Source organism: Flavobacterium sp. MEB061 (genome assembly GCF_000834715.1).
In the GTDB taxonomy this organism is placed as follows: domain Bacteria; phylum Bacteroidota; class Bacteroidia; order Flavobacteriales; family Flavobacteriaceae; genus Flavobacterium; species Flavobacterium pectinovorum.
The window spans coordinates 1-24,452 of record NZ_JXQR01000003.1 but is presented as its reverse complement, the minus strand read 5'-3'; the positions used below and the strand labels follow the sequence as shown (position 1 = coordinate 24,452).

The following is a 24,452-nucleotide window of genomic DNA, read 5'->3' as shown; positions in this document are numbered from 1 at the left end:
GATTTATAAGATTATTCCGCAATATTGTACAATTACCATCCAACCAAATTACCATCAGAAATCTTTTATATAATTTGAAGATGTGGTCGAATTTGCATCGTTACAATATCGCATCTCTTTGGCTGAGATAAACAGAATAGGGCACTCATAGCAATATCATACGCTTCGAGCATTTCCATTTTTTCTATTTTTTCCTTATGCTCTTCTTTAGTGCCTGGCTGCATATCACTTGTTACGGCTCCGGGTTCTATAAGTGAAACTTTAATTCCAAGCGGATTTAATTCCTTACGAAGCGATGTGCTAAAACCTCGTATTGCAGATTTAGTAGCTACATAAATGGTGCTTTCCGGAGTACGGCTCTCGGCACTCATAGACCCAATATTAATGATATGCCCGGATTTTTGCTCTTTCATTCGTAATGAGGCTTCCTGAGCAAAAGCCAGGTAACCAGTAATATTGGTATCAATAATATACTTGTAATCCTTGTAAGTTTCCTGTGTAATTCCCGGAGCACCTAATGCTGCATTGTTAATAAGAATATCAATTCCGCCCAACTCAGTATCTACAATTTGCAATATTTTATCGATATCTTCTTTTTTGGTTACATCGGCAGGAGTTCCATAAACTTCGCAGCCGGGAAATTGCTGTTTAAGATCTTCGACAGCATTTTTAAAATCTTTTTCATCTCTTCCAAAAATAAGAACGCGTCCGCCCAGAGAGACCAATACATCGGCAATTGCTTTTCCTATTCCGGTTGTGCCACCGGTTACTACAATTCGCTTGTCTTTAATATTTTGTCCAAAGTAATTTGTTAATTGTTCCATTGTTTGTTTTTTTATAAATGATTATTATTTGCAAACTGCTGGAATTTCTAACAGCAGATGCTATTTTTTAGTGCCGGGTTTTTATTAAATATTACCATTGAACTTTAACTGAACCCTGACCAGAAATTTTATATTCCTGTATGCTGACATTCTTTGTAAAGGGATCAAGAAGTTCATTATCATAAAACACTTTCATTTGAATTTTACGGTCTTTGAGTTTTATAATTTTCAAATTGCAGATCATATCTTTGTCACCATCTAATTTGATAGTAATCGATTTTCCTCTTTTCGTATGTTCATTAGGATAATCGATAAAAAGAAGAAAATCTTCATCGATTTTGATGTATTGTCTTGCCACAATTCCAAAAGCCATTCCGCTGCCATATACTTCCTGACCAACCTGACCGCTTTTTTCCCAGCCATTGTACAAATCCTCCAGAGGAACCCAGAGATCAGCTTGTATTTCGCCTGTTTTAACTTCTTCCGAAAGCATTTCTTTTGGCAGCATTGTTGGATAATAATAAGCAATCCTGCTCACGGTATATTTAATAAACTCCGGTATCAGCGTTCTTAATGATGCTAAAATGTCAACATCTTTAGCCAGTGATAAATATTCTGATAAAGCTGCGTAGACTTCTAATTCTTCATAAGCAGCAGTATATGGTGCATCATTGAGGGGAAATATTGAAAAGAAATTATTATAATTTTTACCATAGCCATATTTGCAGTCATAAAGCTGGATATTTTTAAATAATCCGCTCAGACAGGTATAACTTATCTCGAGGTACAGCTTTTTATTAGTAATTTTAAATAGTTCTAATAGTGCCGCAGCGGCAAAAGCTGTATTGTTGGCCTGGTATAATATAGTTAAGCCCAGATCTGCCAATTTTCTGGCTGCTTTTTCTGCTTCGTTTAAATAGCGTTTTTCTTTGGTTAATTTAAAAATCAGCAGCATCAAATGGGCGTAAGATCCCGCAACATCCCTTTCTCCCCCGGCACCGGGAGCAGTTTCTTCCTTGATTGTTTCGAGGGTTTCCATATTATAAAATACAGGCCATTTGTATTTAAAATGATGCGCCACTTTTATAACATAATCAATAGAATCTAATACCAGTTTTTTTGCAGTTTTGTCTCCCTTTAAAGCCAGTCTTGCTAAATTCATTAAGGGATGGTGTAGATACCAGGAATCCATCACCATCTCTTTTTTTTGTTCTTCTGAGTTGTCAAGTTTGTCTACCATCGAAGGAAGCCATCTGTTAAGGCAATTTATTTTTGGATCATAAAAAGCAGGCAGCCCCTTAATTAAATCATCGCAGATCGATTGTTTTTCACCACTCCATTTTTCAAATTCCTTAAAAGGTGCCAATACAGCCAATTGTACCATACTTTCAGGAGGTGTGTCATAGTCGCATAAGTAAGCATTTAGATACTGAATTCCGTTTACCTGTTGCCATGCACCTTTGTTATGCTGTAAATCATTTAAAACTTTTTGAGCGATATCCGGCCAATTATGATATTCAATTCTTGGCTGTTCAAGCACTTTGTAAATAGTAACAAGATTATTTAAAAAGTGCTCACAAATAGCTGTTGTATCTTTAAAAATTTCAGTCTCTACTATTATATAAGCATCTGATATTGTAAATGCCTGATTGGGTGGAAGAGGCAATTCATCCGTTGTTGGAAGCTGAAATCCAATTTCCGGCCATGTTCCTCCAACGGTATTTTTCGATTCTGTTTTGGTAACTTCGCAATACTCAGACAATGAAGTAAGATTTTGAAAATAAAAAAAGGATCCTGTTTGTGGTTTTGTAATGCTGGCAAATAACAATCCTGATCGCGACCCGAATTGTGCCATGTGAATATTTCCAGACGTATTTTCTAAACTTCCACTTTGTGTAAGCGGAATTATATCTCGTGGCCAAAACGGAATCATTAAGGCAGTTTTTGCTGTAAATGTTGTTGTATAATGTAATACACCTGCCGGAAAATTGATGCGAACTTCATAACTTCCCAATCTGGAATCGAGTATAAAAACTGTGGTATCTTCATCATCAAAAAGATTTGTAACTTCAAAACAGCTGTTCATTGCAAATGCCGCACGAAAAGCTATTTTTCCGTTTTCAGGCATCAATACCACAATCCATAAAGAATCACCTGTATTGTAAAATTGATAGGTGTAATCAACAATTTTTCTTTCTAAAAGTATTTCACTATTTTCAATATCTTCCTGCGCCGTTGCGCTCCAAGGTGTAACTGTTGGCATAATGATAGTTTTAATTGATAAAAAGATTTCTGCTATATTTATTTCAAAAAAAATAGAGCTATTCGCCTGTTTTCATATGAGGAGCATCTACAGGTTTAGATTGCGAAGAGCCAATTTGTCTCAGATAAACAGAAAGTATTACGATGGCAAAAACAGATAAAAATTCGCTTTGCCAGTTTTGAAAAGATTCAAACCAAAACCTCGTATCTCCCAAATAATCAGAGGCAGATTCCAAAGGCATTCCTTTTAAGGCCAACTGCTCATTTTCATCTTTAAGGCTTCCGTAAAAATGAGCACAAAAAGAAAGTATAAACAATAACAATAAAACAATCGTAAGTGAATGTTTGTAGATTTTAAGAATCCATCCGCCTTTTTTTACAGGCCAGGGTGCATCTTTTCGCGTAGGCGAAGGTTCTCTGTCAAATTCTTCTTCTTTGTCTAAGTCTTTAGATTCTGAAGAACCCCGCTGCATAAAAAAAATGGTTAATACAACAAACAAGGCCATTTGTAGAAATTCGCTTTCCCAATTTTCAAAAGTCGATTGAATAAAATGACCTGAAATAAGATAAGAAGAAAGCGTAATAGCAGTACTGCCTTCCTCAATCAATTCTTTATTATGTTCTTCGAACCCAAAAAATATTTGACCGATTAATGCGCCGAAAAATAATAGTAGAAAACAGATACTGAGTCCGTTATTTCGTAAAAAGTTTTTCATGTTTCTTGCTTTTTCACAAATTTCCGAAACACGATTGATTCCATTTTATAGAATTAGGGTAATCATTTATATTATTTTTAGGTAGATTAACTTACAAAAAGTTAATTCAGTTATTAAGAACACGACTGATTATATAATAAGAAAAACAACAGTTTTAAGCAATTTTCATTTCTTAATCTAGGTTAATCGATAAACAGGTATAACGGAAGTAAATTTGTAAAAGAAAATCAAAACAACTTTAATACATAAAATACCATGGAAAATAAAATTTTAGGCTTACACCATATTACTGCAATTGCAGGTGACGCAAAACGTAATTTCGACTTTTACTCAAAAATCTTAGGATTAAGATTCATCAAAAAAACAGTGAATTTTGATGATCCGGGAACGTACCATTTTTATTTTGGTGATGAAGTAGGAAGCGCAGGAACAATTTTAACTTTTTTCCCTTGGGGAGAAGGAATTCAGCAAGGAAGAAAAGGTTCTGGAATGGCTACTGAAATAGGATATTCTGTTCCAAAAGGAAGCCTTGATTTCTGGCAGAAACGTTTTGAGCAGTACAATGTAATTTATAACAAACCTGCTGAGAAATTCGGAGAAAAATATCTTACTTTCTTAGATCCGGACGGATTAAAATTAGAATTAATCGAATCTAAAACAGACGATAACAGAAAAGGCTGGGAAACTGACGAAGTAAAAGCGGATGTTGCAACAAAAGGTTTTCACAATATTACTTTAACTTTAAACGATATTAAACCAACTGCTTTAGTTTTAACAGAAATATTTGGTTACAAATTAATTGATCAGGACGTAAACCGTTATCGTTATGCAACAGATGCTGTAGAAAATGCCGCAATTGTTGACTTAGTAGAATTGGCTGATGAAAAACGTGGTTTAAATGCAAATGGAACTGTTCACCATGTGGCTTTCCGTGTGAAAAATGATGAAATTCTAATACACTTCCGTGAAAAAATAGAAGAGTTTGGATTGTCAATTACACCACAAATCGACAGACAATATTTCCATTCTCTATATTTCAGAGAACCAGGAGGAGTTTTGTTTGAAATCGCAACAGATAATCCCGGATTTACAGTAGATGAAAGCTTAGAAGAATTAGGACAAAACTTAAAACTTCCGGCACAATATGAATCACAAAGAGCTGCCATTGAAAAGCACTTGGTTAAAATTAATTAATTACTAAAAGATATTTAAATCAATAAAAAAATGAAATTAGTTTACGCTTAAATTAGGCGTAAATTAATTTTATAAATAAAAAATACTATGGAAACAATAAAATTAGAATTAGACGAGAAAAAACATGGAGCTTTTAATCTTTATGTTGATGATAAAAAACTGGGAGAAATGACAGTAAGCATCAAACCGGATTTACTGACTGTTTACCATACCGGTGTTGAGCCTGAAGCTGAAGGAAAAGGTTATGCAAAAAAGCTTTTGGATGAAATGACATCTTATGTACGTGCCAATAATTTGATGGTTTTACCACTTTGTCCTTATGTACATGCGCAGTTCAAGAAACATCCGGATGAATATCAGGATATCTGGAAAAAATAATTTAAAAAATACAATCATGAATTTAGAAAATATAACAGCAGGAACGCCTTTAAAAGAAGCAAAAAAAGCATTAATTATGCTTCACGGGCGTGGTGCAGGTTCAAACGATATTCTTTCGATTGCGAAGTATCTTAAGGTGGAAAATTTTGCATTAATAGCGCCTCAGGCAGAAAACAGAACCTGGTATCCGTATTCCTTTTTAGTACCGATTGAAGAGAATGAGCCTTCGTTTTCAAAATCATTAGAAACCATCGCTCAGGTTGTTGAAGCAGTTCAGCAAAATGGAATTGAGAAAGAAAACATTTATTTCCTCGGATTTTCGCAGGGAGCTTGTCTTGCATTGGAATTTACAGCCAGAAATGCTGCAAAATATGGCGGTGTAGCAGCTTTTACTGGTGGACTTATAGGTGATAAAGTGTATGAAAATCATTATTCAGGAAATTTCGAAAACACACCGATTTTCATCGGAACAAGCGATCCTGATTTTCATGTTCCCGTTGAAAGAGTAAATGAAACCGAAGTGCTTCTTAAAAAAATGGGAGCTTTGGTTACAAAAAAAATCTATCCAAATATGGGACATACAATAAGCCAGGACGAAATAGATTTGGTTAATGATCTGGTTTTTACAAAGTAAGATTCTGTGTCAAGAGCTTAAAAAACTGCAATTTTGCCTGTTTGCATTTCGCCTGAGTTTGTAACTATTTTATAGATATAAATTCCCGATGCAGTATTTTTTAGATGGATAGTATTGGTTTTAGAAAGTAAAGGAGAAGTAATAGTATTTTGTCCACTAATGTTGTACAGATAGAAAATAGCGTTTCCTTCTTTTTTAGCTTCAATATTTAATTCTTCATTTTTGCTCAGTGATGTGGGGTGTACAAAAAACAAATCATCACCTAAATAATTAGTATCAAGAATTAGCGAACTTACTACGTTATTGTTTTCTAAAATTATATTTATTTTATATTTATTGCTGCCCTTTATCGGGGCAGCATCCAAAAAAGAAAATGTTTTTGAATTGATATCGTTTATTGTACTAATAACACTTTCAACATCATTAATTATTTTTACCAAATCAATTCTTTTGATGTTGTACAAACTGAAAAGACTGGCATCTATCTTTACTTTATCCTCCTCAAAAACTTCTGCCAAAGTCAACTCAAAATAACAATTTGAGTTTTCGGTGTATTGTAACGTTGACTCACTTTTTATTCCTTCGGTATTATCAAATACAGGAATTACCGTGTGGATTTTTCCATCAGTATAAGTATAACTGGTGTTTGTTGTTTGTTCTTTAAATTCTAAATGATCACCTGTTAATTGATAAATATTAAATGAAGCAACATCGGCAGGTTTGTCCCAATTAATTTCTGTTGTGCCGTCACAAACTAAACTGGTACTGATGTTTAAATCATAAGAAATCGTAAAGCTGTCAGAGATATATTCGGTATTATTAATGGTCATTTTTAATTTGGCCTTTGAAAATTTTTGTTCTTTAGGCGTATATGTAAATTGTTCATTATCCAGATTTATATTATTTGCTATAATTTCCCAGGTTTCGCCATTATTATAACTAACAGACAATTCTCCGGAAATATCGGAAAATGAAGAATTCCATTTGAAAGGAGAAATAGTCTTTCCATCATAAGGGAAATTATCATTGATTACAGGATAATTCCATTCAAATTGATTTTCCAATTCATATTCGTAAGCGATACCGTATTCCTGAGATGTATTTGATATGTACGACCCCAAAACATTGATAGAAACTGAACCCGATGCAGGATTTTCAATAGTAATTTGTTCGATAGTATTAATTTTATCTTTTCCTCTTAAAGCTTGCTGCTCAGGAATCTCGGGGTTAAGAATCCAAGGCAAAAATGTGATATTGTCGGCAGAAATAACTTGCATGTCTAAATCGTTCACTAAACTTATATTACTATTAATTGCAGCGGGCAAATCGTTCCATACTAATGTAATTTTTAAGTTTTTCACATTTTCAGGAACAGTAATCGTATGCTTATTTGTCTGACCAGATGTCAAATTACCTGATAGAATTCTGTTTTCGCTGATTGTTTTTAGACTTTTATCAGCATCAATATTACCATAACCATAAGTAAAATCTGGACCCTGGTTGCCTAAATCTTTTGCACTATTAATTAAAATGGCTTTTGTTAGGGCATTAGTCAAAAAACTATTGTTTATAGTTTTATAATGCTGTTTTATAAGCGTAATAATTCCTGTAACCAGTGCTGTAGAATTTGAAGTTCCTTGTGTGCTATAAGCTACTAACTCAGGTTTTATTCTACCATCATAAGCAGGACCTTTTGAAGAAAACGGCATAACTACTTCGTTTTGGTCAATACAGCCCAATACAATGCTGTTTTTGGATTGCTTAAAATTTCCGGTAATAGATTTATACCCCTGAAGTCCACTATTACCAGAGGAAAAACAATGAGTCAAATCAGGGTTTAAAAACAATTGAGAATCATAAGCATTAGCAAGTGAACCATAAAAATTCTCAATTTCTGTACCGTATGAATGATTTTGAGTAGCAGCACCTTGTAAAGTTGTTACTTCATCAGGATAAATATTCAAAAAGTCAGACGATTGTATTTTAGCCTTTTGGGCAACTCCTTTTCCTAATGCAGAACTATTTCCTAACCCAGCAACTATAGTCGCCATAGCCGTTGCATGACTCGATACAATTGCAGATTGTGTTGAGGAAGGAATGTGCTTATTTAATAAATCAATATCATCCAGATTAAACAAATCATCTTTGATAGCTACAACTTGATTTTCGCCTGTTAAAAGAGGAAAATTAGTAGTGGCTTTATTTATAGAATTGATACTAAAATTTTGATCTATTATTTTAGATTCCCCTTTTGGCCGCAACGATTCCTGCGAAATAGAAGACACACTGTTGAGCGCTATAATTTCATCAACAATTTTTTTAGAATCACTTTTTATAATTACAAGATGATTGTTCAGTATTTTAATATCAGAAATGTTCAATAACTTCAAGTCTGTAATCAAAGCTTCGATAGTATCTGTTGCTATTGTATAAAACTTGTCTTCTTTATGATCTGAAAAATTTGAAGGTAATTTCCATAAATTATTTACCGGTAGATTTTTTTTTAAAGCTTGATCTGATTTAAAAGTTTGATTCGATTTTAAACTTTCATTTTCAACAATACAAAAAGTACTGTCCAGTTTTTTTACAATCTTGTATTTATTGTGATGCGCATTTTCTAAAGATGTAAAAAAGTATTTCTCAAATTTACTTTCATTTTCTTTTTTGATGTACCGTTTCCATTTCTCAGAATTTTGTGAGAAACTAATTGTCGTAATCATAAAAAGGAGAAAAGTAATTCGTTTCTTCATTTACTGTAGAGGTTAGGGCAACTATCTTATTATTACAGCTCATCTTAATTTAGATAAAGCCAGATGAAATTTGTGATTAATGATTTCTATTTTAAATATTTATCCGTTGTAGGTCAATCAAAGTTATTAAATTATTTGTAATAATTTTATGATTTTTTATTCATTCACAATAATCTAAATCTGTAGGAGAACAATTTTCTTTTATAACCTGTTTGCATTTTAAAATGAATGCAAAATTGTAAAAAACATTTTCTAACACTTTTAGAAAAGAAATAATTTTCGATACTATTAGGTATTAATAGTCTGATTTATATTCAGTTATTGATTTTACTGGGACTGAAGTAATAATCAGATAATTATTATTAAAAATATGTTATTAAAAAATATAACAAAAAATGTTAATTTTGTTAAATTATTATTTTATAAGTATTTTAAGATTAAAAATTATATAAATTTGGTAATAAGTATTACAATATTTTGTAAAAGAACCCCTATTTATCAACTTAATTTAACAAACCAAAAAACTTATTATGAAAAAAATTAAATCAATTGTAGCCTTGTCATTTATAGCGCTAACGCTGTTTTCTTGTAACAAAGAAGATGAGCAAGTTCAATCTAATCAAGGATCCCTTAAAGTAACACCAGAGGTGTTAAATAAAATTAGTTCACTTTCATTAAATACATCAGATGTTCAGGTGATTAAGAATACTAAATTAGATGGTACTACCGAGGATGCGTTCCTGATAGAAGGAGATATTATCATTACACAAGATCAATTAAACAAAATGGATCTTCACGGTGGTATTACTACAGAACAGTACCGTACGACTAATTTAGTATCTGCACCAAGAACAATTAGAGTTGTTGGGTTAACAGGGACTGGTACATCAGCGCTGTCAACAAATATGCGGAATGGATTGCAAGCGGCAATCAACAGATACAATAACTTAGGATTATCAATAAACTTTACACTAACCTTTAGTTCAAGTACTTCAGGTGCAAACATTGTTGTAAGAAGACAAACCGGATCTGCCGGTGGAGTAGCAGGTTTCCCTTCAGGAGGGAATCCTTATAATTCAGTTACATTATATTCTGGATTAGATACTTATTCAACAAATGTAAACGCACACGTAGCGGCACACGAAATCGGACACTGTATTGGTTTACGTCATACAGACTGGTTCAGCCGTCAAAGTTGTGGACAAAATTCAAACGAGGGAACAGCTGGCGTTGGAGCAATTCAAATTCCTGGAACACCTTCAGGATACGATTCTACTTCTTACATGTTAGCATGTTTCAGTTCAAGCGTAACAGGGGCTTTCAATTCTAACGACGTTACAGCTCTTAATTATTTATACTAGAAGTTGAATTAGAGTTCTCTTACAAAATATAAGAGGCTGTTTCACAATTGTGAAGCAGCCTCTATTTTTATTGGATGTATTTCCTGATTTCGTATTATTTTTAATTAATAATATAAAGTGTCTTTTAGTTATTCAATTTTCTAATTTCTCCTGAAACTTGTTATTTTTATAGTGCCTGAAATGAAAGGAAAATCCCAGGAAGAACTTCAGAAAACTGTTTTGATATAAATAAATAATTTAAACAAATGAAAAAAGTTATAATTGCAGCATTGATTTTATCTTTTTTACAGATTCATGCACAGAAAGGTTTTAAACCGCTTTTTGATGGAAAAACTACCAAAGGCTGGCATTCTTATGGTAAAAATTCGGCAGGAGCCGGATGGAAAGTAGAAGATGGATTTTTGTATTTTGATCCTGATGCAGCCGCAAATGGAGAAGGAGGGGATTTAGTAACAGACACTGAATTTGAAGATTTTCATTTGAAATTAGATTGGAAAATAGCGCCAAACGGAAACAGCGGTATTATTTTTTATGTTAATGAAGATCCTTTAAAATATCAAAACACATACAGTACAGGTCTTGAAATGCAGGTTTTGGACAATGACGGTCATCCCGACGGAAAAATCACCAAACACCGTGCGGGAGATTTATACGACTTGATTCAAAGTAAATCAGAACCTGTAAAAAAAGTTGGAGAATGGAATACTGCAGAAGTGATAAGCAAAAAAGGAAAACTAACACTAATTCTAAATGGGATTATAGTAGTTGAGACGGTACTTTGGGATGCTAATTTTAATAAATTGATCGAGGGAAGTAAATTTGCAGGATGGCCTGGTTTTGGCACATTCAAAAAAGGAAAAATAGCTTTGCAGGATCACGGAAATAAAGTATGGTTTCGTAATATTATGATAAAAGAATAAGATAATAAAAACGGTCCCTCAAAATTCACAGAATGCCAGAGGAACCGTATTTTAATATTCGGAACATAAAATAGTTATATAATCAGCTTAATTCGATTTTTATTTTTATATCTGAATAATTTGAGATACAATATTACTTTTTATTTGATTTTTTTCATCTGGCTGAGCACCGCCGACGGCAAGTTTAACTTTACCTTCATATTGTTGTAAATTCCCTTCGGCAGTCACATAAGACAAATCTTCAGGAGAAAGAGTAAAGGTTATGATCTTGCTTTCGCCCGGTTTTAAATTAAGCCTTTCAAATCCTTTTAGACTTTTCAGTGGTGTTTTTATGTTTGTATTTTGATTGATGATATATAATTGGGCAACTTCTTCACCCTCCATTTTTCCGGTATTGGTTATTTTTACGGAGACCGGAACAGTTTCATTCTTTTTTATTTTAGAAGGAATCGTTAATGGATCATATTTAAAAGAAGTATAACTCAAACCATATCCAAAACCATAAAGCGGCGTGCCCTTGAAATAACGATAGGTTTTATTATCCATGCTGTAATCAACAAAAGCAGGCAAGTCTGAATCGCTTTTGTAAAAAGTAACAGGCAGTCTTCCCGCCGGATTATAATCTCCAAACAGAATATCAGCGACTGCAGTTCCTGCCGCCTGACCACCGTACCATGCATTAAGTACTGCCGGAATATTTTCTGCTTCCCACGGAATCGCGATCGCACTTCCGGTCATCATCACAAAAACAACTGGTTTTCCTGAAGTTTTTAGTGCTTTCATTAGTCGGGTTTGTACTTCCGGAAGCAAGATCGAGGTACGGTCACCACCTGCGAAACCCGGAAAATTAACAGGCATTTCTTCGCCTTCAAGCTGAGGTGATATTCCGCCCACGAAAATAAATGCATCTGCATCTTTATGTCGGTCAGTTAATTTTGCAAAATCAGTTTTTACAAAGTTTCCGGTACGTAAGGCAACGTTTGCTTTTCCTTCGCCCTGCCAATATTCTAAAACTAGCTTATAAACTGTATTTTTTTTGGTAATTAATTGAAATGTTTTTTCTCCCCATCGATTTTTTTTCCAGGCGTTTACCACTTCTTTTCCATCAATTAAAAAACGATAACCATCATCAGCGCTGAGTTCAAAGGTTATAGAACCGTCTTTGTCTGCAGTAAAGTTTGTGGTGTAACGAGCAGAAAAATGATTTGCCTTAATGTTTTTGACCACAACTTCGCCCTCCTGCCAAAAGTTATTAATTTCTGGTTCAATTCTTATTTCGGCAGGATTTCCCGTCAAATCAACATTGTCAAAATATTCCGCTTTAAACCCCGATTTTCCTTCGTAATGGTATTGATTTTTAAGATTTTGATATACTAATAAAGTGTCATTGGTAAAATTAATTGCTTGTTCGTAGACAACTTCTGTACTACTGCCCAGTTTTTCTTTAATACCATTTAAAACCGTAGTCAATTTGCTTGGAGTTCCGTTGTAATTACCTAATATTGAGATAGCATTATCTGCATTGGGACCAAGAACCACAATCTTTTTCAATTTTTTGCTCAATGGCAGGGTATTTTTTTCATTGCGTAACAAAACCATTGATTGTCTGGCCATTTTTAAGGCATGCTGGCTATGCTCAGGACTCTCCAGAACAGAAGCAGGTGTCTGCGCATATTTAACCATTGTAACAGGATCAAACATTCCGAGCCTGAAACGGATCATAAACAGTCTTTTAACGGAAATATCAATTTGTTTCTCACTAATTTTTCCATTCTTTACCGCCTGAACCAAAGCTTTGTAAGCATCGGTACCACAGTCAATATCAGTACCGTGAAAAACCGCATCTGCCGAAGCTGATTCGGCATCAGGATGCGTTTTATGGTTTTTGAAAAAATCATCAATTGCCCAACAGTCAGAGGTTACGTAGCCATCAAATTTCCATTGGTTGCGTAAAATATCAGTCATTAAAATATCACTGGCGCAACACGGCTGCGTTCTAAAAGCATTGTAAGCACACATTACGCCAGCCACTTTTGATCCGGTTATTAATTTTTGAAAAGCAGGAAGATAAGTATCCCAAAGTTCATAAGGAGTAACATCAACATCAAAGGTATGGCGCAATGATTCCGGTCCGCTGTGTACCGCATAATGTTTGGCACAAGCCGCTGCTTTTAAGTATTTAGGATCATCGCCCTGAAGTCCTTTTACAAATGAATCACCTAAAATGCTGGTCAAATAGGGATCTTCGCCATAAGTTTCCTGACCGCGTCCCCAACGCGGATCGCGAAAAATATTAATATTGGGCGTCCAATAGGTAAGTCCCAAATAACGCTCGTTGGTTCTGTTTGATTCTAAAGCTTTATTATAAATAGCTCTTCCTTCCAAAGCAGAATAATCGGCCATTTTAAAAAGTGAATTTTTATCGAATGTTGCCGCCATCGCTATTGCCTGAGGATAAACCGTTGTCTTAAAAGGAGTTCTTGCAACGCCGTGTAAGGTTTCGTTCCACCAGTCGTAAGCAATTATTCCCAAACGGGGAATTGCCGGCGATGAATTTAGCATCTGTGATACTTTTTCTTCCAAAGTCAAGCGACTTACCAGATCATTTACTCGTTCTTCAAACGTCAGGTTTGGATCTTGAAATAGAAATTTTCCAGATTTTTCTTGTGCGAAGCAAAAAGAAGTTATAAACAGTAGTAATATGTATTTGAATTTTGATGATCTCATAAGCTTTTTTGTTTTGGAGAATTAAATATACAGCATTATAATTTGTTTTCAAACAACCGATTGTGTAAAGGAATAACTTTTTTTTAAAATAAAAAAATTATGTTTTGTGACATTTTTTTAAAAATGAGATGATATCAGGTAATCAATTAGGTGCTTGTAATATGCAAAATGCTTCCAGAATGTATTAATGTATCATTAAAATAATTACATTTACGATCTTAGTACTTTAATGATGGAAGAACACAGACATGTAACGATATATGATATTGCAGAGAAGCTTAATCTTGCAACATCAACAATTTCAAGAGCTTTAAAAGATCATCATACTATTAGTGATAAGACAATAAAAAAAGTTAAGCAGACAGCTAAAGAAATGGGTTTTGTACCTAATACTTTGGCCGCGGGTTTGCGTGGAAATAAATCAAGGACTATTGGTATTTTAATTCCAACAGTAACACAGCCATTTTTATCCTCTTTAATTAGTGGTATCGAAATCACAGCTCAAAAATCTGAATATTCAGTTCTTATTATGCAGTCGCATGATTCCTACGAGATGGAGGTTAATTTAGCTAAATCTTTATACAGCAACAGGGTAAGCGGTGTTATTTGTTCACTTGCGATGGAAACAAAAGACACTTCACATTTTAAACAATTTTCGAATAACAATATTCCGCTTGTATTTGTAGACAGGGTTCCCAGAGATTATGATACTTTCAGAGTTGTAATCAATAATTATCTCGCAGGTTATAAAGCAACAAAACATCTTATTGAACAAGGCTGTAAAAGAATCGCGCATTTAACTGCCGGATCAGAATTTGGTACACTTTATAATGAGCGAAAAAGGGGGTATATGGATGCTTTAATAGAGCACGAACTTCCTGTTGACGAAAAGCTGATTATAAACCTGAAAGAAATGACGTATGAAGATGGCGTAAAAGCTTGTAATCAATTATTTGATTTAAAAATCCGTCCTGATGGTCTTTTTGCGCCTGGGGATATTCTTGCCGTAAGTGCGGTGCAGACAGCAAAAAAGCGTGGAATTAAAATACCTGAAGAGTTTGCAGTAATTGGTTTTAACGACGATCCAATCTCTAAAATTATTGAACCAAACATTTCTACCATAACGCATCCGGCCGAAAAAATGGGCAAAGCCGCAGCCGAACTCATTATTAAAAATCTAAAATCGGTTAAGGAAGAAGATGCTAAAGAAATTACATTTTTAAATACACAAGTCCTTATACGTGAATCTTCTAAGAGAATTTAGATTCTCTTTTTTTACTATTTTATAAACCTGTTAATTTCAATATTGATAGGTTTTTTTATGTCGAATTCTTTCATAATTCTTCTTGCTAAGGATCTCATTTTCTATTTTTAAAAAGCTAATCAGAATTAAAAAAAATCAATTTTTATTTTTTTATTCCCATATTTTTGTATTTTAGCACAACCGATTGCAAATAACTTATTTTTTATAATAACATATTTTTTTAGCACTTTTTTTGCTAAATAATATGATTTTGAATAGAATTACTGATTTGCATTTTAAATTTAAATTGATAGAAAAGCAAAATGACATATATTAAAAAAACTTTTTTCAAATCTATTTTACTGTTTTTTGTAGTTTGCTGGTCTTCATCAGCTCAAAAAGATTACAAATTATGGCTGCAATACAATAATGTTGATGACGCTAATTTAAAAACAGAATATCTTTCTAACATTGAGGAAATTGTTTCTCTGGGAAAATCGGAAACTTCACAAATTGCCTTTACAGAATTGCAATCAGGTTTGTATGAAATGTTGGGAAAGAAATTTGAAAATAAATCAGCAATTTCAGGAGATCATAATATTATAATAAGTTCAAAAGAATTTCTAACTTCTGAAATTCAAAAGGAAATCGGGAATTTCGATCAAATAAATGACGAAGGTTTTATTATTAAATCTATTTCCATAAAAAATAAAAACCACCTTGTCATTACAGGTAAAACAGATGTTGGCGTTTTATATGGCGTTTATAGCTTTTTGAGATTGATGCAAACCAATAAACCCATTCAAAATTTAAATATTACTGATGCACCAAAAACAAACATCAGAATACTAAATCACTGGGATAATCTTGACCGAACTGTAGAGCGCGGTTACGCCGGATTTTCGTTATGGAACTGGCAAAAACTCCCTGATTTTATCGATCAGCGTTATATTGATTACGCGCGTGCAAATGCCTCAATCGGCATTAACGGAACGGTTTTGACGAATGTAAATGCAAACGCTTTAATCCTGACACCGCAATATTTAGAAAAAGTGGAAGCTTTGTCCAATGTTTTCAGACCGTACGGAATAAAAGTGTATTTAACAGCAAGATTTTCAGCACCAATCGAAATTGGAGGTTTAAAAACAGCCGACCCAAAAGATGCCCAAGTCATTAATTGGTGGAAAAATAAAGCCAAAGAAATTTATAAAAGAATCCCCGATTTTGGTGGATTTCTGGTGAAAGCAAATTCTGAAGGACAACCCGGGCCGCAAAATTACGGAAGAGATCACGTAGACGGCGCCAACATGCTTGCCGATGCCGTTGCACCTTTTGGAGGTGTCATTATGTGGCGTGCTTTTGTCTATTCTGAACATGATGCAAACGACAGAGCCAAACAAGCTTACGCCGAATTTGTGCCTTATGATGGAAAATTTAAAGACAATGTAATTGTTCAGGTAAAAAACGGAGCGATTGATTTTCAGCCTCGTGAACCTTTTCATCCCATGTTTGGTGCGATGCCAAAAACACCTTTGATGATGGAGTTCCAAATCACTCAGGAATATCTGGGTTTTAGTACGCATTTGGTTTTTCTGCCAAAATTATTTCAGGAAGTTTTAGAATCAGATACCTATCAAAAAGGAAAAGGAACAACCGTTGCCAAAGTCATCGACGGCTCTTTAAACAAAACAAAATTAACCGGAATTGCAGGTGTTTCCAACATCGGAAATGATTTAAACTGGACGGGACATCCTTTTGCGCAGGCAAATTGGTATGGCTTTGGAAGATTGGCGTGGAATCCCTATTTAGATTCAGAAACAATTGCCGATGAGTGGCTTCGATGTACATTCTCTAACGATGAAAATTTCATAAAACCAGTAAAAGAAATGATGATGGATTCGCGCGAAGCTGTTGTAAATTATATGACACCGCTTGGTTTGCATCACATTATGGATACGGGGCATCATTACGGTCCGGGTCCGTGGGTTTCAAACTTGTCACGACCAGAATGGAATCCCGTTTATTATCATAAAGCAGATAAAAACGGAATTGGTTTCGACCGATCAAAAACCGGAACAAACGCCACAGCGCAATACGCCCCCGAAGTGGAGAAAATGTTCGATAATCTCGAAACTTGTCCCGAAAAAGATTTGTTATGGTTTCATCACGTTTCCTGGGATTATAAATTGAAAAACGGACAAACGCTTTGGAATGGTTTAGCTTTAAAATATCAGGAAGGTGTAAATCAGGTTGCAGCAATGCAAAATATCTGGAATAAAACGCAGAAATATGTTGATGATGAACGTTTTAAAGAAGTGCAGATGTTATTAGAAATTCAGCACAAAGAAGCAAAATGGTGGCGGGATGCGTGTCTGCTGTATTTTCAACAATATTCAAAAAAGGAATTACCTTTAGGCGTCGAAAAACCAACACAGTCTCTGGACTATTTTAAATCATTAAAATTTCCTTTTGCACCGGGAAATTAATATTCAAATTACAAAAATATGAGCACAAAAACAGCAATTGTAACCGGAGGAAATTCGGGTTTGGGTTTTGCAACAGCAAAGAAATTATGCGATAACGGCATTAAAACCTATATAGTTGGAAGATCAAAAGAAAAAACAGAAGATGCCTGTAAGGAAATTGGCGAAAATGCCATTCCGGTTATTTACGATTTAAATGATTTGGGCGGAATTCCGGAAATGATTGAAAAGCTAACCAAAGAAAACTCGATTGATATTTTGGTAAATAACGCTGGAATTAATCTGAAAAAAGAATTTACAGATGTTACTGATGAAGATTTTCTATCTGTAATTCATACTAATCTTTTAAGCGTTTTTGCTGTGAGTAAAGCTGTTGTAAAAAACATGAAAGAAAATAACGGTGGAAGCATCGTCAATATCAGTTCGATGGCATCACAATACGGGATTCCAAAAGTAATTGCCTATTCGGCTAGTAAAGGCGCAATCGAATCAATGACCAGAGCGATGGCAGTAGAATTGGCGCCGTTTGGTATTCGTGTCAATTGCATCGCGCCTGGATTTATAAAAACCAAAATGTCTTCGGCAGCACTTGATAATGATCCCGAAAGAAAAAATAAAGTCTTGGGAAGAACGCCAATGGGCTTTTTAGGAGAACCATCAGACATTGCAGATGCCGTTTATTATTTCGCATTAAGCGAATCAAAATACACAACCGGAACTGTTTTGCCTGTTGATGGTGGAAATAGTATTGGGTTTTAAGAACCTATGAAATTGCTCGCAAAGTCACCAACTTATTTAAAATAAAGCTTAAAAAAGAAAAAACTTTGCGACTCTGCGACTTTGCGAGATTAAAAAAAAATACTCAGTATGATAAAAATGCAGCAAACAATGCGTTGGTTTGGACCAAATGACAGCGTAAGTTTATTAGATATAAAACAAGCCGGAGCAACCGGAATTGTTACCGCTTTGCATCAAATTCCCGTTGGCGAGATCTGGACGGTTGAAGATATTAAAGAAAGACAGCAAATTATAAGAAACGCAGGTTTAGATTGGACAGTTGTAGAAAGTTTACCGGTTCATGAAGAAATAAAACGCGCTACCGGAAATTATCTGCAATACATTGAAAACTATAAAATAAGCATCAAAAATCTGGCAGATTGCGGTATTAAAATCATCACGTATAATTTTATGCCAATTTTGGACTGGGTTCGAACAGAGCACAATTTTATTAATAAAGATGGGAGCAAAGCACTATTATACAATCAGGAAGCTTTTATTTATTTTGATGTTTTTTTGCTGAAAAGACCCAATGCTGAAAATGATTATTCTGATAAAGAAAAAGAAAATGCATTAAAGTTTGGAGATAAACTTTCTGAAGACGAAAAAGACTTACTTTTTAAGAATGTTTTATTGGGATTGCCTGGAAGTAAAATCAATTTTACGGCAGAACAAATCCTCTCTTTATTAGATAATTATGCCAATATTGATAATCAAAAACTAAGAGAAAACCTGAATTATTTTTTATCAGAAGTTGCTCCGGTAGCTGAAATGCATGATGCTAAATTAGCCATTCATCCTGATGATCCGCCGTTTTCGGTTTTGGGATTGCCCAGAATTGTTTCTACCGAAGAAGATATAAAAACCATTTTGAATGCTGTTCCTTTTAATTCGAATGGATTATGTTTTTGTACAGGTTCTTTGGGAGCAGATCCGAAAAATAATCTGGAGAGAATTATCGATGATTTCGGAGACAGGATTCACTTTTTGCATCTTCGAAACACCTTCCGCGAAAGCGAAACTATTTTCAGGGAATCAGAACATTTGAACGGTGATACGAAAATGGGCAGCATTGTCGAGAAAATTTTACTGCTCATGAATTCCACAAAAATAAGTTTGCCAATGCGTCCCGATCACGGTTTTTTGCATGAAGTGGATAAAGACAAAGAAACGTATCCCGGCTATTCTTTAACAGGAAGATTGAAAGGTCTTGCTGAATTAAGAGGATTAGAAATGGGTATTGCTTATAAGCTGAAAGAATTGGCGTAAGCCATGATTGAAGGAGGTAAGAATTGAGAAGAAAGAGTTTAGAAAATAGAATAAAGAAGTAAGAATAAAGAAGCAAGAATAAAGAAGCAAGAATTTACTAACAACTAACTATTAACCTTAAACCACATCAAATGAGATTACTTAACCGCTCTCTACTGCTTTTGTCTGTTGTAGTTTTAAACAGCTGTAATGCACAAAAAGAAAAAGAAGTTGTTTCTTTAAAAGACAGCTATAAAAATGATTTTTATATTGGAACAGCTCTAAGCGCCGATCAAATTGAAGAAAAAAACGCTAACGAAGATTCCTTAATCGAAAGAGAATTTAATGCGATTACAGCGGAAAATATCATGAAATCGATGTTTATTCATCCACAAAAAGACAAATACGACTTTGTCCTTACGGATAAATTTATTGCTTACGGAGAAAAGAACAAAATGTTCATTCACGGCCATACTTTAATCTGGCACAGTCAATTGGCGCCATGGATGCAAAAAATTAAGGACAGCACAGAAATGAAAGCTTTCATGAAAGATCATATCACGACAATTGTTTCCAAATACAAAGGCAAAATAGATTCGTGGGATGTGGTGAATGAAGCTTTAAACGAAGACGGAACTTTAAGAAAATCAATTTTTCTGGACAAACTTGGAGAGCAATATCTTGTAGACGCTTTTAAATTGGCTGCCGCTGCAGACCCTAAAGTTGATTTGTATTACAATGATTATAATAATGAAGAACCAGCAAAAAGAGCAGGAAATATTGCATTAATTAAAAAAATCAAGGCAGGCGGAGGCAAAATTGATGGAGTAGGGATTCAGGCGCATTGGAAATTGGGTTATCCATCATTAGAAGAAATTGAAAAAAGTATTTTAGAATATTCTGCCCTTGGTATCAAGGTTGCTTTTACAGAACTTGATATTTCGGTTTTACCAAATCCAAAGGATTTTAGCGGTGCCGATGTAAACCAAAAATTTGAAGGAGATCCTAAAATGAATCCATATCCTAAAACACTTCCGGATTCTGTGCAGGTTAAACTGGCGGAACGTTATGCTTCGATTTTTAAATTATTTTTAAAACATAAAGACAAAATTAGCCGTGTTACGTTTTGGGGCGTTCATGATGGGCAGTCCTGGTTAAACGACTGGCCTATAAAAGGTAGGACAAATTACCCATTGTTATTTGATAGAGACTTAAAGCCCAAAAAAGCGTACAACAGCGTAATCCAATTAAAAGAAATAAAACAATAAAATTTTCTCGTAAAAAAAACTTTTTTTTGCGAAGTACACAACCGAATGTGTATTTTGTTTGATTTAATGAAATAATTAAATACGCACTTGCGAATTCTGTTTTTTTATATAATTTTACACAACCGATTGTTTTAAGAAATTTGTCATTTCGGGGAACGAGAAATCATATAATGTAGTCATGTAGTGCGTCGCTCTCAGTATGTTATTTTTGTTTCTCGAAATGATAAAAAATAGATACCTTTTCAGGAATCAACTAACTAAAAAAATAACCACACCAAGAATGAATTATATTTCACAAAAATTATCCATTAAAGAAAAAATCGGCTACAGTTTAGGTGACCTCGCGGCAAATTTGGTTTTCCAGACCCTGATGACGTATCTCGCTTATTTTTATACAGATATCTACGGCTTATCGCCAACAGATTCTTCTATAATTATGCTAGTCGTGGGCTTAATTGCGGCTTTTGTTTTCAACCCGATTATTGGTGTTTTGGCAGACAGAACCCGTACAAAATGGGGGAAATTCAGACCCTGGATTTTAATAACTGCAATTCCGCTTGGTGCGATTGCCTTACTGGCTTTTACAACGCCCAATTTTTCTTATCACGGAAAAGTAATTTATGCCGTTGTTACTTATACTTTATTATTGCTTTTTTATGCGAGTAATAATTTGCCATATTCTGCTTTAAGCGGAGTTATTACAGGCGATATGGGCGAAAGAAACAGCATGTCGGCGTATCGTTTTGTGGCTGTAATGTTTGCGCAATTCTTCGTTCAGGTTTTTATGCTGGGCATTATTAAAAGTGCCGGAAATGGCGACAAAGCCATTGGTATCGAAAAGGTAATGACCGTTTTAGCGATCATCGGAACCATCATGTTGTTAATCACATTTTTAACTACAAAAGAACGTATTATTCCAAAACCGGAACAAAAATCAAGCATAAAAGAAGATTTAAGCGATTTGATGAAAAACAAACCGTGGATTATTATGCTAAGTCTTACCACATTGGTATTCATTACTTTGGCAATGAAAGGCGGTTCGTATGTATATTATTTTGAAAATTATGTAGACAAAGATCAGCTGGCGATTTTTATCCAGCCCATTTTGGATGTTTTATCCACTTTAAAACTGAATTACTTTGGGAGCGATCCTGTTTCTGCCGGTTTCGGATTGTTTAATGCTGGCGGAATTATTTTCATGATTGTTGGAATAACTTTATCTAAAAGTCTGGCTGATAAATACGGAAAACGAAATATTTTCGGATTGTTTTTATTCATTTCGACCCTATTTATTATTGCATTTTATTTCTTTCCGGCAAACGCCATCAGCTTTATGTTTTTCTCACAAATACTGCACGGATTTTTCTACGGAATAACGATTCCGCTTTTGTGGGCGATGATTGCAGATGTTGCCGATTATTCAGAATGGCTGAATAACCGTCGTGCAACGGCTATTATTTTCTCGGCCATGATGGTGGGTTTAAAAGCCGGATTGAGTATTGGTGGAGCTTTAACTACTTCATTTTTAGGCTTTTTTGATTATGTGCCAAATGCTTCGGGTCAAACCGCGATTGCTATAAACGGAATCAAATTATTGGTGAGTATTTTCCCCGCGATACCTTTTTTAATTGGTGTTGCGCTATTATTTTTCTATAAAATCGATAAAAATATGGAAGTGCAGATTGAATCTGATTTAAAAGAAAGAAGAACTTAATTATTTTATAAAAACAAAAACGACTATGCCTGAAGATAGTACTGAACAAATTAATTTCGAGCAAATTAATAAAAAAGCCATTTCGCAGCCTTTGGTTTCGCATATTTATACCGCAGATCCGTCGGCGCATGTTTTTAATGGTAAAATTTATATTTATCCGTCGCATGATATTGATGCCGGGATTCCGTTTAACGATAATGGCGACCATTTTGGAATGGAAGATTACCATGTTTTTTCGATGGAAAACATTAATGCAGAAACAGTTGATAACGGAGTTGCGCTTCATGTTGATGATGTGGCCTGGGCCGAAAAACAAATGTGGGCACCGGATGCGGCCTGTAAAAACGGAAAGTTTTATTTGTATTTTCCGGCGAAACGTGCCAACGGAATTTTTCAGATTGGCGTTGCGATAAGCGATTCACCAGTTGGACCATTTTTACCTGAACCTGAAGCTATTAAAGGAAGTTATAGTATTGATCCGGCTGTTTTTGAAGATAACGACGGAAAACATTATATCTATTTTGGAGGTATTTGGGGTGGACAGCTTCAAAAATACAGAAACAATACCTACGATTCAAATCAGGAAGAACCTCTTGCAAATGAACCTGCTTTAGGACCAATTGTAGCCTTGCTTACAGACGATATGCTGGAGTTTGCTGAAGAACCAAAAGAGATTAAAATCCTTGATGAAAACGGAGAAATTTTATTAGCCGGAGACAACGACCGACGTTTTTTTGAAGCTTCCTGGGTGCATAAATACAATGACAAATATTATTTTTCGTATTCAACAGGCGATACGCATTTTATTTGTTACGCGATTGGAGACAGTCCGTATGGGCCGTTTACGTATCAAGGGCGCATTTTGAATCCGGTTGTGGGCTGGACATCGCACCATTCTATCTGTAAAGTTGAGGATGATTGGTATTTGTTTTACCACGATTCGAGTTTATCAAAAGGCGTAACGCATTTGCGAAGTATGAAAGTAACTAAAATTGATTATCTCGAAGATGGTTCAATTATTACAATAGATCCGTACGGGATCAGAAGATCAGGAGATTAAGGAAAAGGAAAAAGTAATATGTTTAAATTTTATTTTCTATGAAAAAGGGAGATGAAAATGTTAGAAAAATCGCCAGACAATATATTACAAACAAAATAGAAATTGATTGTGTCATATTCAATTTTGAAAATAACAGTCTTAATGTTTTATTAGTAAAACAGCAAGACAATGAAGGAGTTATAACGTGGGGACTGGCCAATGATTACATCAAAAAAGGGGAAACAATTTTGAGTACAGCCCATAATATTTTGGAAAATTACATTAACGGCGATCAATTTTTCTTAGAGCAATTAAAGGCGTTTAGCTATCAGTCTGACTCTTCGTCACAGGAAGATATTTCGATCGCTTATTATGCTTTGGTAAAACGCGATAACAGCAAAGATGATTTGTTTAATGCTGACGTTAAATGGATTGGCATTAATGAAATTATCGGTTTAAACGATAAACACAAAGTAATATTAGATTTTAGCTTAAAAGAATTACGCAAAAATATCTGCAAAAGCGCCGTTGGATTTAATTTATTGCCGGAAAAATTTACCCTTTTGCAGGTTATTAATTTGTATGAAGAAATTTTAGGAATCGAGATTAATAAATCAAATTTTAGAAGAAAGTTATTGCAGACAGGAATTGTACATGACTCCAATGAAAAGGAAGAAGATGTTTCACACAGAGCCGCAAGGTTTTACAGTTTGAATTTGCAGCATCATGAAGTTTTATCGCAAAGGGAAATCAATTTTAATTTTTAAAGAAGTGCTTAATCGAAATAGGTTTATAAAAAAATAGTGTTTTGTCTGGTTTGTTGTAACGTTTGCGTGAGGGATAGTAGTGGAAAGCCCACAGCCTGACGAAGGAAGTGCGAGGACTTGCAGCGAATAGCCCGACCCGGAGGGACA

The 24,452-nt window shown here is 34.5% G+C and carries 18 protein-coding genes; 13 read left to right on the top strand and 5 right to left on the bottom strand.

Going from position 1 to position 24,452, the window contains the following annotated elements; genetic code table 11:
- Window positions 1-65 precede the first annotated feature (65 nt).
- The 3 genes from RT99_RS01120 to RT99_RS01110 all read right to left on the bottom strand — a co-directional run bounded on the left by RT99_RS01120 (window position 66) and on the right by RT99_RS01110 (window position 3,802).
- A complete protein-coding gene (locus tag RT99_RS01120; RefSeq protein ID WP_042562897.1) occupies window positions 66-824 on the bottom strand; it encodes an SDR family oxidoreductase in 759 nt (252 codons plus the stop codon).
- A gap of 91 nt (window positions 825-915) precedes the next feature.
- The gene (locus tag RT99_RS01115) at window positions 916-3,087 is read right to left on the bottom strand and encodes a hypothetical protein (protein ID WP_042562896.1); all 2,172 of its coding nucleotides are present in this window, start codon (window positions 3,085-3,087) and stop codon (window positions 916-918) included.
- 58 nt (window positions 3,088-3,145) lie between these two features.
- Entirely contained in the window at window positions 3,146-3,802 is a 657-nt protein-coding gene (locus RT99_RS01110; RefSeq protein ID WP_042562895.1) for a DUF6766 family protein, read from the bottom strand.
- Between the two features lie 255 nt (window positions 3,803-4,057).
- Between RT99_RS01110 and RT99_RS01105 the strand changes: the two genes are divergently transcribed.
- The 3 genes from RT99_RS01105 to RT99_RS01095 all read left to right on the top strand — a co-directional run bounded on the left by RT99_RS01105 (window position 4,058) and on the right by RT99_RS01095 (window position 6,008).
- On the top strand, window positions 4,058-4,996 hold the full coding sequence (locus RT99_RS01105) for a ring-cleaving dioxygenase (RefSeq protein WP_042562894.1): 939 nt from the start codon (window positions 4,058-4,060) through the stop codon (window positions 4,994-4,996).
- 87 nt (window positions 4,997-5,083) lie between these two features.
- On the top strand, window positions 5,084-5,374 hold the full coding sequence (locus RT99_RS01100; RefSeq protein ID WP_042562893.1) for a GNAT family N-acetyltransferase: 291 nt from the start codon (window positions 5,084-5,086) through the stop codon (window positions 5,372-5,374).
- Between the two features lie 16 nt (window positions 5,375-5,390).
- A complete protein-coding gene (locus RT99_RS01095; RefSeq protein WP_042562910.1) occupies window positions 5,391-6,008 on the top strand; it encodes an alpha/beta hydrolase in 618 nt (205 codons plus the stop codon).
- Between the two features lie 17 nt (window positions 6,009-6,025).
- Here RT99_RS01095 and RT99_RS01090 read toward each other — a convergent pair whose 3' ends face one another.
- The gene (locus tag RT99_RS01090; RefSeq protein ID WP_042562892.1) at window positions 6,026-8,758 is read right to left on the bottom strand and encodes a S8 family serine peptidase; all 2,733 of its coding nucleotides are present in this window, start codon (window positions 8,756-8,758) and stop codon (window positions 6,026-6,028) included.
- A gap of 530 nt (window positions 8,759-9,288) precedes the next feature.
- On the opposite strand from RT99_RS01090, the gene RT99_RS01085 reads away from it, so the two are divergent.
- Both RT99_RS01085 and RT99_RS01080 read left to right on the top strand, forming a co-directional pair.
- Entirely contained in the window at window positions 9,289-10,119 is an 831-nt protein-coding gene (locus tag RT99_RS01085; protein WP_042562891.1) for a M57 family metalloprotease, read from the top strand.
- A 245-nt stretch (window positions 10,120-10,364) separates the two neighbouring features.
- Window positions 10,365-11,039: a DUF1080 domain-containing protein gene (locus RT99_RS01080; protein WP_042562890.1), complete on the top strand. Its 675-nt coding sequence runs from the start codon at window positions 10,365-10,367 to the stop codon at window positions 11,037-11,039.
- 105 nt (window positions 11,040-11,144) lie between these two features.
- Here the strand turns inward: RT99_RS01080 and RT99_RS01075 are convergent, their stop codons facing one another.
- The gene (locus tag RT99_RS01075) at window positions 11,145-13,766 is read right to left on the bottom strand and encodes a glycoside hydrolase family 3 C-terminal domain-containing protein (RefSeq protein ID WP_042562889.1); all 2,622 of its coding nucleotides are present in this window, start codon (window positions 13,764-13,766) and stop codon (window positions 11,145-11,147) included.
- Between the two features lie 232 nt (window positions 13,767-13,998).
- Between RT99_RS01075 and RT99_RS01070 the strand changes: the two genes are divergently transcribed.
- The 8 genes from RT99_RS01070 to RT99_RS01035 all read left to right on the top strand — a co-directional run bounded on the left by RT99_RS01070 (window position 13,999) and on the right by RT99_RS01035 (window position 24,305).
- A complete protein-coding gene (locus tag RT99_RS01070; RefSeq protein WP_042562888.1) occupies window positions 13,999-15,030 on the top strand; it encodes a LacI family DNA-binding transcriptional regulator in 1,032 nt (343 codons plus the stop codon).
- Between the two features lie 302 nt (window positions 15,031-15,332).
- A complete protein-coding gene (locus RT99_RS01065) occupies window positions 15,333-17,495 on the top strand; it encodes an alpha-glucuronidase family glycosyl hydrolase (RefSeq protein ID WP_042562887.1) in 2,163 nt (720 codons plus the stop codon).
- Between the two features lie 18 nt (window positions 17,496-17,513).
- Window positions 17,514-18,251 carry an SDR family NAD(P)-dependent oxidoreductase gene (locus tag RT99_RS01060; RefSeq protein WP_042562886.1) on the top strand — a complete coding sequence of 246 codons (738 nt, stop codon included), beginning with the start codon at window positions 17,514-17,516 and terminating at the stop codon, window positions 18,249-18,251.
- Between the two features lie 117 nt (window positions 18,252-18,368).
- Window positions 18,369-19,538: a mannonate dehydratase gene (uxuA, locus tag RT99_RS01055; RefSeq protein ID WP_117614783.1), complete on the top strand. Its 1,170-nt coding sequence runs from the start codon at window positions 18,369-18,371 to the stop codon at window positions 19,536-19,538.
- 131 nt (window positions 19,539-19,669) lie between these two features.
- Window positions 19,670-20,785 (top strand): endo-1,4-beta-xylanase, encoded by a 1,116-nt coding sequence (locus RT99_RS01050; protein ID WP_042562884.1) that lies wholly within the window; start codon window positions 19,670-19,672, stop codon window positions 20,783-20,785.
- Between the two features lie 280 nt (window positions 20,786-21,065).
- Window positions 21,066-22,499, top strand: a complete 1,434-nt coding sequence (locus RT99_RS01045; RefSeq protein WP_042562909.1) for an MFS transporter — start codon at window positions 21,066-21,068, stop codon at window positions 22,497-22,499.
- 25 nt (window positions 22,500-22,524) lie between these two features.
- A complete protein-coding gene (locus RT99_RS01040; protein WP_042562883.1) occupies window positions 22,525-23,559 on the top strand; it encodes a glycoside hydrolase family 43 protein in 1,035 nt (344 codons plus the stop codon).
- 38 nt (window positions 23,560-23,597) lie between these two features.
- Window positions 23,598-24,305 (top strand): NUDIX hydrolase, encoded by a 708-nt coding sequence (locus tag RT99_RS01035; RefSeq protein ID WP_042562882.1) that lies wholly within the window; start codon window positions 23,598-23,600, stop codon window positions 24,303-24,305.
- Window positions 24,306-24,452: the final 147 nt, after the last annotated feature.